The sequence below is a fragment of the Mammaliicoccus sp. RAM2 genome (assembly GCF_045897195.1).
In the GTDB taxonomy this organism is placed as follows: Bacteria; Bacillota; Bacilli; order Staphylococcales; family Staphylococcaceae; genus Mammaliicoccus; species Mammaliicoccus sciuri.
On the sequence record NZ_JBJNWI010000005.1, the window covers coordinates 141,588 to 154,111 of the forward strand.

The window sequence follows — 12,524 nt, forward strand, 5'->3', positions numbered from 1 at the left end:
TATATCAACCTTTCACGAATCTCTTTAACTCTATTATAAAGTTAAACGCTTTTATCCTCAATTAATTGTAAGGGAGCGGGACAGAAATCTAATTTATATAAAAAGATTTCGTAGTCCCGCCCCGGCAAGGATGACTAGAGTTGGAAAAAGCTTTATAAAAGCGCATTTTCAATTCAGTCATCTACTGCCAAGATACTAAAAAAGACTGAGGCATTCCGTTATGTCCCAGCCTTCTTAATTTTTAAAGACAAACAACTAAAGATACTTTCTTTCTATTTTAGTCATATGCATCATTGTGATAAGTGCAATCACACCAAATATAGCAAGCATAAAGAATGCTAAATGATTTGAACCAGTCAAACTCGTTACTAACGTTATAATTAATGGTGGGAAAAAGCCTCCGAGTCCACCCATCATAGATACAATTCCGTTTACAACACCCGCTTCTTTTGTGAAGTATGTTGGTACAAGTTTAAATACAAGTCCATTACCAATACCTGCACAAACACTTACCGTCAAACATCCAATTGTAAACAAGATGAGATGATGTGATATTGAAAGTACGATTGCACCTGCTATTAAACCGATAAAGAATACTTTCAATACGTTTAAAGCATTAAATTTATCTCCTAACATACCACCTATTGGTCTAAGTAATGTTGCGATTGCAATAAAGATACCTGTTCTAATACCAGCATCTACTTTATCAATTTCAAAATGACTCACTAAAAAGTTTGGCAAGAACAAACCAAATGCAACAAATGCACCAAACGTAATAAAATACCAGAAACTAAAATAGTAAAGTTTATAGTTATTGATAACTTGTTTCGTTTGTGAAATCATTGGAATTTTGACTTTATGTTCTTCCTTATCTCCAAAGATAAACATTAATACTGCGAAGATAAGTAATACGATTAAATAAAGTTGAACAGTATGTTGCCATCCGATAATGCCTGCTATTGGAGGCGCTAAAAATGATGATACGGCTGTCCCTAAATTACCCATTCCATAAATACCATTCGCAAAACCATGTTTTTCTTTTGGAAAATATTTAGGAATAGATGTAACACCTACTGAAAAGATTGCACCACCAAGACCAATAAAGAATCCTGCAACCATCAATCCTGTAGTTGAATGTGCTTGACTTAAATAAAATACTGGAAACAATAAAATAATAAAACTCACTAAAAATACCAATCTAGAACCTAACAAGTTCGTATAATAGCCAATCGGTATTCTTAATATTGATCCTAAAATAACGGGGATTGCTAAAATAATAGCTTTCTGACCTTCTTCAACACTTATATCTTGTGTAATATAAGGCATTAAAGGTGCGAGTATACTCCAAACCATAAATCCTGCCATTAAACTAAAGGTTTGGAGTGGTAGTTGAACTTTTCCTAAGTTATTTCTCATGTTTTTCACCCTTCGAAATTAATCTTTATGTATAATCTTTCCAATATTATTGTAGGTCATTTGTGAAAAAGTACACATAAGGATATCCCCTTATTGAAACATGGAAAATCCCTATATTCATTTATAAATTCAATACACTAAAAAACATAAAAAGACCTGATAAATTGAGGCTTTTGAGCCAAAAATTTATCAGGTCAATTTCATTTTAGAAGTCCAATAATTTTTTCTTCATAGCATATTCAACTAATTCTGGGCGCGATTTTAAACCAAGTTTATCCATAATTCTCGCTTTATGTGCTTCAATCGTTTTGACAGAAACAAATAATTTCTCCGCGATTTCTTTATTACCATAGCCCTTTGCAATTAAAGGTAAAATTTCTAGTTCTCTTTGAGATAATATTTTAAATGGATCAGAAGTACTTTGATCACTGTTATCTTGATGATTAAAAAGTTCATTCACAAGTGAACTTGTGACTTTAGAATCAATATACATATCGCCTCTATATATTGTTCTTACAGCATGTATTAATTCTTCATCTGGTGCATTTTTCAAGATATATCCTTTTGCACCACTTCTTAATACATGAAATAAATATTCTTCATCATCATACATTGTTAATATTAATATTTTAGTTTGCTTAAAGTCATCTGATATTTTACCAGTTGCGATTAATCCCGATTCACCAGGTGGCATACTTAAATCCATGATCAATACATCTGGTGAATGTTTTGCAACCATTTGATATGCTTCTATACCATCTGCAGCTGTCGCAACAACTTCCATGTCTTCTTGATAATTTAAAATCATTGAAAAGCCTGTTCTCACCACTGCATGATCATCTGCTATTACGATGTTCATATATACCACCCCCACCATTTATGCTATTGGTACATTCAATTTAATATTTGTACCTTTTTTAAGTTTACTTTCGATATTGATTTTACCGCCAACGATTTCAGCTCGTTCTTTCATACCATATATACCTAGTCCTGAACCTTTTGGCTGACTACCTAATACAAATCCATTCCCTTGGTCAGCAATTTCAACTTCTATTTCATTTCCATCACAAGACATATGTACATCAACACTATCCACATTAGCATACTTTAATGCATTAAACACTGCTTCTTGTACAATTCTATATACGACCGTTTCTATTTCCGTATTAAAACGTTTAATAGACGAATCATAATGATAGTGAACATGGAAACCGAAATTTTTCTCAAGCTGTTTAAAATATGACTTGAATGCTGCGTCTAATCCAAGATCATCTAATGATGAAGGCCTTAGTTCTAAAGATAAGTTTCTAATATCATCGATTAATCGAGACATTAATGTTTCAATATGTTGAGATTGTTGCTTCAATTCGTCAATATCATTCTGATATTTCAATAATCTAAGTTCAACACTGACATTAAGCAATTCTTGAACAACACCATCGTGTAATTCTCTAGAAATTCTTTTACGCTCGTTTTCTTGTGCAGATATTGTTTTTTGGATCATCGTTTGCTGATGTAATTTCTGTTGTCTTTCAATTTGTGGTGATACATTTTGTAATGTATACACTTTAACATCGTCTTCTTCGCTAATCGTTTGATAAGTCGCTGTAAAAGGTTCAACAGTCCCGCTATTCGTCTGCATAAACACTTGAAAGCTTGTGTTGCCAATCTTTGAAGACTCTAAAAAGCAGTCTCTACATGATTGTAAGGCATATTCATTTGAATAACCTTCACACCTACTACAAATGGCATGTGTCAATGATGATTGATTGTCTTCAGAGATTACTTTTCGGGCAGCTTCATTCATATTAATAACCTGTCCTTTACTATTTAAAAACACAATCATTTCGCTCGTTTTTTCATAGTATTGTTTTAATATATCCATTAATATTGAAGCATCTTCTGAACTCATACATTCATCATGTCCTTTCCATAAAATGGTCCAAAGCGATTAAAATCATTCATATCTATTTCAGGAAATCGTTTTTCATCACGTTGTCCGAGCAAGAGTACACCACAAACTCGGTATTTTTTCCATAATGGAATCGCAAGCAATGATGTTAATTGTTCACTTTGAACAATCGGATAGTTAAAGGGGTGATCATGATAGGTACTTTCTTTCAAATCATGAATTTCAACAGGTTTCCCACTTTTGATAACAATCCCTGCTATTCCTCTTCCGCTTCTTAATACGATGTTTTGATATCTATGATTTAAATTTCCAGATACATACTGCCATTTTATATGAAAGTGAGCAGAGTTTTCAGAAGTCATTGCTAATCCAACAAAATCAACACCATAAGTACTACGAATAAGATCCAACTGTTCCTGAAAATCAAAATCATTAGACATTTTAAACACCTCGCTTTTACTTATAGTTTAATTCGTTTTATGTTTTCTGTAAATAATGTAACTTCTACTAAAGTAATTAAGTGGAACACTCCAAACATGTACCAATCTCGTAAATGGCCATAAACTTGTGATTAAAAATCCTAAAATAATATGTACCTTAAATGTTAAAGGGACGTCATTCATTAAAGCAACATCCGGTTTAAAGATTAACAAGCCTCTAAACCAAACAGAAATTGTTTGTCTATAATCAAAGTCTGGTGTTGTCGCGTTCGTCCATAACGTCGAGATACAACCCATCAACACGATAACTAACAATAATATATTTACAATAATATCCGATGCTGAACTTAACCTTCTTACATTTTGTTTCGTGATTCTTCTAGCTGTTAAGAGGACCATACCGATTAATGTCACAATACCGAAAATACTCCCAATATAAACTGCGCCGATATGATATAAATGATCATTAACGCCGACACTACTTAGCCATTCTGCAGGTATACCTAAACCAACTACATGTCCGAATATAACTGGAATAATACCTAAGTGAAATAAAATACTTCCCCACATCAATTGTTTCTTCTCAATAAACTCACTAGACTTTGCTGTCCATGAAAATTGATCATATTTAAATCTAAATAAATGACCAATAATAAAAGTAGCGATACATAAATAAGGATAGATAACCCATATAAATTGATTAATCACCGTTGATCACCTTCTCTTGCTCTATTACACATGATTTTAACGTTTCTCTAATTGCTTTAATCAAATGAAAGTAAGGACTGTTTTGTTTACCTAATGCTTGAAGCAATTCATATGTTCCATCTTCAATGACCATCACAACAAGCGTTAAACTTTCTTGTGCACGACTGTCGCCTCTCCACTCTGCAGCATATAAGAATTCAAGCATAAGTGGTAAAAAATCTGATAGTTCATTTTGAGGCATTTCTAGCCCGAACATTTCATAAAGTACTTTTAATCTTGCAAGCATTTGACCTCGTTCTTTTTGTTCTGTTAGTTTATTATACGTCATATATAACGTCGTCTTTTTTTCAAAATCAAATGTTCTTGTATATACTTCTTGAATATCATCTAAAGAAATATCATGCATATTTTCCCAGTATTGTTTAATTTCGTGATAGGCAGGATGATTGGAATCGAAAGCTTTATCAAATGCTTTAGGATGAAAGTCTAGCTTTTCTGGATAAGTTAACTGGTTACTAAAGAAACCAAAGCTTTCTTTAAGTTGATATAATGCATCTAAATTAATCACGGAAAATCCCTCCATAGAAGTTCTCATTGTATATTTCTTGTCCGGATTTTTGTTCTGATAATCCTTGAACACCACAACCATCACAATTTGAGCCAAACATTTCGCCACCATAACCTTGGCTACCTTGTGCTCTATAAGTATCCATATAACCTTCTTTATGTGATGTCGGTACAACAAAACGATCTTCATGTTTAGCAATCGCGAGTAATCTATACATCGATTTCGTTTGTCTTTCAGTGAGTCCTACACGTTCAAGTCTTGAAATATCAAAATCTTTACCACTGGATTTAGCTCTCATATAACTACGCATCATGGCCATTTTTTGCAATGCTTCTTTAACCGTCTTCGTATCACCTGCTGTTAACATATTCGCTAAATATTGAACGGGTAATCTCATTTCTTCGATAGCTGGGAAAATCATATCTGGATTTCTAATAGAATCTTTACCTTCAAAGTAATTCATAATCGGACTTAATGGTGGGCAATACCATACCATTGGCAATGTTCGATATTCAGGGTGTAAAGGAAATGCTAATTTATATTCTATTGCCAGTTTATATACTGGTGAATTTTGTGCAGCTTCAATCCAATCTTGTGAAATACCATCTTTTTCAGCTTGTTGAATAATATCTTCATCAAATGGATCTAAAAATAGATCAAGTTGCTTTTGATATAAGTCTTTTTCGTTTTCTGCAGAAGCTGCTTCTTGAACTTTGTCAGCATCATAGAGTAATACACCTAAATATCTCATACGACCTGTACAAGTCTCAGAACATACTGTTGGTAACCCAGCTTCAACTCGAGGGAAACAGAATGTACATTTTTCTGCTTTGTTCGTTTTCCAGTTGAAATACACTTTCTTATACGGGCAACCTGTCATACAATATCTCCAACCACGACATGCATCTTGGTCGACAAGTACAATACCATCTTCATCTCTTTTATACATTGCACCAGATGGACATGATGCAACACAACTTGGGTTTAAGCAATGTTCACACAGTCTTGGTAAATACATCATAAATGTTTGGTCGAAGTTAAATTTAATTTCTTCTTCGATTTTTTGAATGTTAGGATCAGTAGGTCCTGTAACATGAGCACCAGCTAAATCATCTTCCCAGTTTGGTCCCCATTTAATATCTAATTTTCTACCTGAAATAACAGATTCTGCTTTTGCTACTGGAGAATGGTTTCCTTCTTTAGCTGTTGTTAAATGTTTATAATTATATGTCCACGGTTCATAATAATCTTTCATTTCTGGCATATCAGGATTATAGAAAATTTTACCCAATGCAATTTTAGATAGTTTACTACCTGACTTTAATTCTAATTTTCCTTTTTTGTTGAGTACCCAACCACCTTTATAAGTTTCTTGGTCTTCCCAACGTTTCGGATAACCGATACCCGGTTTCGTTTCAACATTATTAAACCATATATACTCAGCGCCTGATCTATTTGTCCATGTACTTTTACATGTGACGCTACATGTATGGCATCCTATACATTTATCTAAATTCATAACCATAGCTACTTGCGCTTTAATCTTCAAGCCAATCTACCTCCTTCATTTTTCTTATCGCAACATATACATCTCTTTGGTTTCCAATTGGCCCATAGTAATTAAAGCCATAACTAATTTGTGCATAACCGCCTACTAATTGCGTAGGTTTCAAGTGAATACGTGTAGGTGCATTATGTGAGCCACCACGTGTATCTGTAATTTCTGATCCAGGTGTCTCAATATGTTTATCTTGTGCATGATACATAAACATCGTACCTCTTGGCATTCTATGCGATACAACTGCTCTAGCTGTAACAACACCATTTCTGTTATATACTTCTAACCAATCATTATCTTGAATGTCGTTCGCCATTGCATCTTCTTTCGCAATCCAAACAGTTGGACCACCTCTAAATAACGTCAACATATGCAAATTATCTTGGTAAGTTGAGTGAATATTCCACTTACCATGAGGCGTTAAATATCGTAATACTAATGTATCTACGCCACCTTTTATGTTTTTATCTTTCGTACCGAATACCATTGGCGGTAATGTTGGTTTATAGATTGGTAAGTTCTCGCCAAACTGTAAGAATACTTCATGATCAATATAATAACTTTGTCTACCTGTTAACGTTCTAAAAGGTACAAGACGTTCGATATTTGTCGTAAATGGCGAATATCTTCTGCCTAATTTATTTGAACCAGGGAATACTGCTGTCGGTATAACTTCTCTCGGTTGTGCTGTTATATTTTGGAACGTTATTTTTTCTGATGCACGTTCACTAGAAATATCTTTCAATGTCATCCCCGTTTGTTCTTCTAAGTCATCGTAAGATTTTTGTGATACTTTACCATTTGAAGCTGATGAAACATTCAATATAACATCTGCTACTTTTCGTGCTGTATCCATTCTAGGAAGGCCATTTTTAACAGTGTCATCTTCCCACGTATCTAACATAATCTTTAATTCATCGTATTGCTCTTTAACTGAGAAACTTACACCATGAGCACCGACTTTACCTTTTTCTAACAACGGTCCAACTGATATATATTTATCGTATATAGCTGTATAATCTCTTTCTACAACTGCGAAACCAGGCATCGTTTTACCAGGTATTGCTTCAATTTCACCTTTAGACCAATCTTTAACAATTCCGTAAGGTGTTGAAATTTCTTGTTTAGAATCATGTGCTAAAGGTGTTGTCACAACATCTTTAAATGTGCCTTTCATATGTGTCTTCGCTAAATCAGAAACAGATTTTGCTAACGTTTTATAAATATCCCAGTCTGATTTTGATTCCCATAATGGGTCAACTGCAGGGTTAAACGGATGTATGAATGGATGCATATCAGTAGAAGATATATCATGTTTTTCATACCATGTTGCTGCCGGTAATACGACATCTGCATACAACGGTGTTGCTGTCATTCTAAAATCTAGCGCAACTAATAAATCTAATTTGCCGGTTGTTTCTTCTCGCCAAACAATCTCTTCTGGTTTATCTGTTTCATTAGGATTTGCTAACAGACCTGATTTAGTACCTAATAAATGTTTCATAAAGTACTCTTGTCCTTTTGCTGAACTAGAGATTAAATTTGAACGCCATACAAACAATGTTTTTGGATGATTTTTCTTTGCATCTGGGTCTTCTATAGCAAATTTAGTCTTTTTAGATTTTACTGATTCAATTGCCCTTTGAAGAATCGCTTCATTTGAGTCATCCCCTGCATCTTTCGCTTCTTCTCCAAACAATAAGCTATTACAATCAAATTGAGGATATGATGGTAGCCATCCTAATCGTGCAGCTAATACGTTATAATCAGCTGGATGTTGATGTTTCAATTCATTTGATAACGGTGACTGTAATTTATCAACACCAGACTCTTCATATTTCCACTGATCCGTTGCAAAGTAGAACCAACTTGTTGCATTTTGAAGTCTAGGTGGTCCTTGCCAATCCTTCGCAAAAGCAATCGTTGACCAACCTTCTATCGGACGACATTTTTCTTGACCAACGTAATGCGCCCATCCGCCACCATTTACACCTTGGCATCCGCATAATATAACAAGGTTTAATATAGAGCGATAAATTGTATCAGAGTTAAACCAGTGATTGATACCTGCCCCCATAATAATCATTGAGCGACCATTTGTATCAACTGCATTTTGCGCAAATTCTCTTGCCACTTGCGTCACTATTGAAGATTTAACACCTGTTACTTTTTCTTGCCATTTAGGTGAATACATAGAATTTTCATCTTCATAACTTGATGCTTCAAGTGGATGATTTAATCTTCTTACGCCATATTGACTTGTCATTAAGTCGTATATTGTCGCGATATAAATTGTTTCTCCGTCCTTATTTTCGATTTCTTTAACGATAATAGGTCTTTCGAAAATACCATTTCCATCATTATCAAAATACGGAAATTGAATTGTGATCACTTTAGAATCATGGTCTTTAAAAGATAGAGCTGGATCTATTTCTTTTCCATCTTCACCTACTAAATTTAAGTTCCATTTAACGCCTTCTTCATATCTTTGTCCCATCGTTCCATTAGGTATGACAAGTTGTTCACTATTTTGGTCGTAAACTACTGGTTTCCATTCTGCATGTTCTGTTTCCATACCTAAATCACTTGATCTTAAGAAACGACCTGCTTTATAACCTTCTCCATGTTTATCAAGTTGTATGATAAAAGGCATATCAGTGTATTGTTTTGCATAGTTGATAAACATTTCTTCTTGTTTATCTTCATAATATTCTTGAAGAATGACATGTGTCATAGCTTGCGCTAATGCTGCATCTGTACCAGGATTTGGTGCTAACCAGTTATCAGCAAATTTTACATTTTCAGCATAGTCTGGTGCGACAGACACAACTTTAGTACCTTTATATCTTACTTCAGTCATAAAATGCGCATCTGGTGTACGCGTTAATGGTACATTCGATCCCCACATAATAATATAACCGGCGTTATACCAATCACTTGATTCAGGTACATCCGTTTGTTCACCCCATATTTGTGGTGAAGCAGGTGGTAAGTCAGCATACCAATCATAAAAACTAAGCATTTCCCCACCTAATAACGATATAAAACGCGCACCTGAAGCATAGCTAATCATGGACATAGCCGGTATAGGTGTAAATCCAGCAATTCTGTCTGGACCATATTTTTTCACAGTATATATAATTTGTGCTGCGATGAGTTGTGTAACATCTCTCCAATTTACGCGAACATGTCCACCTTTACCGCGTGCACTTTTATAAATTTCAGCTTTCTGTTCATCTTCAACAATGGATGCCCAAGCGACAACAGGATCTCCGTATTCACTTAAAGCAGCTTTCCAAAGTTTCCACAACTTACCTCTAACGTAAGGGAATTTCACACGTAATGGACTATATTCATACCATGAAAAAGAAGCACCACGCGGACATCCTCTAGGTTCAAATTCAGGCATATCAGGTCCACAAGAAGGATAATCAATTTGTTGATTTTCCCATGTAATCACACCATTTTTCACGAACACTTTCCATGAACAAGAGCCTGTACAGTTTACACCATGAGTCGTTCTGACAACTTTATCGTGACTCCATCTTTCTCTGTACATTTTCTCCCATTCTCTACTTTTTTCTTCTAAGATAGACCAATTTCCATTAAATTTTTCGGTTGGCTTAAAGAATTTCAAACCTAACTTAGACATAGTTAGAACCTCCTATTATTTGCCCTTAATTATCTATATCAATTGTAATTTTTTTCACAATGTTTATGTATTAGGGGATTACCTATACAACATGACGAATTCCCTACATTCCTTTATTTGCGCAAAAAAGCCTCAAACAAAGTGTTGATCTTTGTTTGAGGCTTCGGACATATTATTTATTTTCACCTTACAATTAACTGTTAATTAATTTCGATAACTTCATCTGCTAAAATTTGAACTTCTTTTTTAGAATGGGACACAAGTATGATCGGTATTTGCCAAGTCTTGAAAATGGACTTTACTAATGCCATACCTTCGTCTTTTGTTTCATCATCTAAACTTGAAAATGGTTCATCTAATAGTAATAAGTTAGGTTTGACACTTAATACTCTACATAATGCAACTCTTTGTGACTCTCCACCAGATAAAGTAGATGGATATTGATTTAAACAATTTTCTATACGTAAATGTTTAATCAATTGCTCTGTCTCTTTATTAGGCTCAATCATATAATGAATATTTTCATGAACTATCTTATGTGGAAAAAGTTGATAATCTTGAAACAGATAGCCAATATTTCTATCTTGCACTTTAATCACATGCTTTTGATCACTGAGCACTTTTTGATTAATTTCTATTCTGCAAGTTTCCGCTTCTGTAAGTCCTGCAATAATGTTCAATAATGTAGATTTACCTATACCTGATCGTCCAACTATCGCATAAATTTTCGGAGTATCAGATTGGATATTTAATGATATCGTTCTGTCTTTGATTAACTTTTTAATTGATATATCAATCATCCATATCTACTCCCATTTATGATTCTTTTTATTTAATATATTAAGTGAGCTAATCACACAAACTGCAAATGCAATAAGTACAATAACCCATAACCATGCTTTATGTTCCTCACCAGCTTGCACTAAGAAATAAATTTCTAATGGCAATGTATTCGTTAAACCAGGGATATAGCCAGCAATCATGAGCGTTGCACCAAATTCTCCTAACCCTCTAGCAAAACTCATCACTACACCAGAGAAAATGGATTGTTTTGATAACGGTAAAATAATCGTTCTAAAAATTTTCCCTTCACTAGCGCCCATCGTTCTTGCTGAGTTTAGCATCTTTGGATTAATAGATTGAAATCCATTCATTACATGTTGGTACATAAGCGGTAAACTTACAATAACCGCTGCAATCACCGCACCTACCCACGTAAAAATCACATTGATATGCAATACATCAGATAAAAATTGTCCAAAAAATTTATTTTTACCAAAGACAATAAGGAGTATAAAACCCATAACTGTCGGTGGTAATACAATTGGAAGCATAATGATGCTTTCGACTACAGGCTTTAATTTCCCTTTATAACTGAGCATCAGCTTTGCCAGAATAATACCTAGGATACAAACAATGATTGTACTGATAATTGTTACTTTAATTGATATCCATAGTGGTGTTAAGTCTGGCATAGCGTTATCTCCTATCCTTCAAAGTGATATTCTTTAAGAATTTCTTTAGCTTCTTTTGATTTTAAGAATTCAAACCATTCTTTAGCTTCTTTCTTGTCAGTAACAAGACCAGCTCTATAAGTAATTGGATGATCTAAAGGTGCATCTGCTAATTTAACGACGTTATCTACTTTTTTATCTTTACCTTTATACATATCTGTTGCGTATACAAATCCTGCTTCTGCATTTTCTTTTTGAACATAGTTTAATACTTGTTTAACATCTTTTGCGAAAACAAATGTACTTGTCATGCCGTTATATAAATCTTCTTTTTTCAAATACTCTACAGCGTATCGACCTGCTGGTACACTTTTTTCTTCACCAATTGCGACTTTGTTAGGCGCACTAACATCTTTAATATTTTTGATGCTAGAGTTTTCGTATTTAATGATAATTAATTTATTTTTAGCGTAATCATAAACTTCTTTAACTTTTTTACTATCTTGTAATTTATCAACATCAGAAGTGTTTGCAGACATTAATACGTCTACATCTGCACCAGCTTCTACTTGTTTACGTAAACTACCTGAACCACCATAATTGAATTTAATATTGGTATTCGGATGCTTCTTATTAAATTCTTTTTCTAGAGCTTTAGAAACATCTGTCAAACTTGCTGCTGCTGATACTGTTAACGTCTTGCTTTCAGTTTCTTTTTTAGCTTTATCTTGGTTAGATTCTGTGCTACAACCAGCTAATACAAGTAACAAAGCAAAGACTAATGTTAAAAATCTTTTCATGACTTCTTTCCTTCCT

Annotated in this window: 11 protein-coding genes; all 11 read right to left on the reverse strand. The window is 34.0% G+C overall.

The window, feature by feature from the left end; all coding sequences use genetic code 11:
- Positions 1–255: 255 nt before the first annotated feature.
- Entirely contained in the window at positions 256–1,416 is a 1,161-nt protein-coding gene (locus ACJTHF_RS09055) for a nitrate/nitrite transporter (RefSeq protein ID WP_058591163.1), read from the reverse strand.
- Between the two features lie 205 nt (positions 1,417–1,621).
- The gene (gene nreC, locus ACJTHF_RS09060; protein WP_048541110.1) at positions 1,622–2,275 is read right to left on the reverse strand and encodes a nitrate respiration regulation response regulator NreC; all 654 of its coding nucleotides are present in this window, start codon (positions 2,273–2,275) and stop codon (positions 1,622–1,624) included.
- Positions 2,276–2,293: 18 nt separating this feature from the next.
- Complete coding sequence (locus tag ACJTHF_RS09065; protein ID WP_058591164.1) at positions 2,294–3,328, reverse strand: sensor histidine kinase; 1,035 nt, start codon at positions 3,326–3,328, stop codon at positions 2,294–2,296.
- Positions 3,325–3,768, reverse strand: coding sequence for a nitrate respiration regulation accessory nitrate sensor NreA (gene nreA / locus ACJTHF_RS09070; protein WP_058591165.1), 444 nt, complete (start codon positions 3,766–3,768; stop codon positions 3,325–3,327). Before nreA ends, ACJTHF_RS09065 begins: the two co-directional genes overlap by 4 nt.
- A 27-nt stretch (positions 3,769–3,795) precedes the next feature.
- Positions 3,796–4,476, reverse strand: coding sequence for a respiratory nitrate reductase subunit gamma (gene narI, locus ACJTHF_RS09075; RefSeq protein WP_078354945.1), 681 nt, complete (start codon positions 4,474–4,476; stop codon positions 3,796–3,798).
- Positions 4,469–5,044: a nitrate reductase molybdenum cofactor assembly chaperone gene (narJ, locus tag ACJTHF_RS09080; protein WP_078354946.1), complete on the reverse strand. Its 576-nt coding sequence runs from the start codon at positions 5,042–5,044 to the stop codon at positions 4,469–4,471. The genes narI and narJ overlap by 8 nt, the downstream gene beginning before the upstream one ends.
- Positions 5,037–6,593, reverse strand: coding sequence for a nitrate reductase subunit beta (gene narH / locus ACJTHF_RS09085; protein ID WP_058591168.1), 1,557 nt, complete (start codon positions 6,591–6,593; stop codon positions 5,037–5,039). The genes narJ and narH overlap by 8 nt, the downstream gene beginning before the upstream one ends.
- Complete coding sequence (locus ACJTHF_RS09090) at positions 6,583–10,254, reverse strand: nitrate reductase subunit alpha (RefSeq protein ID WP_075578153.1); 3,672 nt, start codon at positions 10,252–10,254, stop codon at positions 6,583–6,585. The genes narH and ACJTHF_RS09090 overlap by 11 nt, the downstream gene beginning before the upstream one ends.
- A 200-nt stretch (positions 10,255–10,454) precedes the next feature.
- Positions 10,455–11,054 carry an ATP-binding cassette domain-containing protein gene (locus ACJTHF_RS09095; protein ID WP_048541123.1) on the reverse strand — a complete coding sequence of 200 codons (600 nt, stop codon included), beginning with the start codon at positions 11,052–11,054 and terminating at the stop codon, positions 10,455–10,457.
- Between the two features lie 6 nt (positions 11,055–11,060).
- The gene (gene modB, locus ACJTHF_RS09100; protein ID WP_058591170.1) at positions 11,061–11,729 is read right to left on the reverse strand and encodes a molybdate ABC transporter permease subunit; all 669 of its coding nucleotides are present in this window, start codon (positions 11,727–11,729) and stop codon (positions 11,061–11,063) included.
- An 11-nt stretch (positions 11,730–11,740) separates the two neighbouring features.
- A complete protein-coding gene (gene modA, locus ACJTHF_RS09105) occupies positions 11,741–12,508 on the reverse strand; it encodes a molybdate ABC transporter substrate-binding protein (protein WP_078354948.1) in 768 nt (255 codons plus the stop codon).
- Positions 12,509–12,524 lie beyond the last annotated feature (16 nt).

Excerpts from the sequence above, each read along its gene's own strand:
- ACJTHF_RS09065 (WP_058591164.1), bottom strand. The coding sequence starts at position 3,328 with ATGAGTTCAGAAGATGCTTCAATATTAATGGATATATTAAAACAATAC.
- ACJTHF_RS09095 (WP_048541123.1), bottom strand. The coding sequence starts at position 11,054 with ATGATTGATATATCAATTAAAAAGTTAATCAAAGACAGAACGATATCA.
- ACJTHF_RS09055 (WP_058591163.1), bottom strand. The coding sequence starts at position 1,416 with ATGAGAAATAACTTAGGAAAAGTTCAACTACCACTCCAAACCTTTAGT.
- nreC (WP_048541110.1), bottom strand. The coding sequence starts at position 2,275 with ATGAACATCGTAATAGCAGATGATCATGCAGTGGTGAGAACAGGCTTT.
- modB (WP_058591170.1), bottom strand. The coding sequence starts at position 11,729 with ATGCCAGACTTAACACCACTATGGATATCAATTAAAGTAACAATTATC.
- modA (WP_078354948.1), bottom strand. The coding sequence starts at position 12,508 with ATGAAAAGATTTTTAACATTAGTCTTTGCTTTGTTACTTGTATTAGCT.
- nreA (WP_058591165.1), bottom strand. The coding sequence starts at position 3,768 with ATGTCTAATGATTTTGATTTTCAGGAACAGTTGGATCTTATTCGTAGT.
- ACJTHF_RS09090 (WP_075578153.1), bottom strand. The coding sequence starts at position 10,254 with ATGTCTAAGTTAGGTTTGAAATTCTTTAAGCCAACCGAAAAATTTAAT.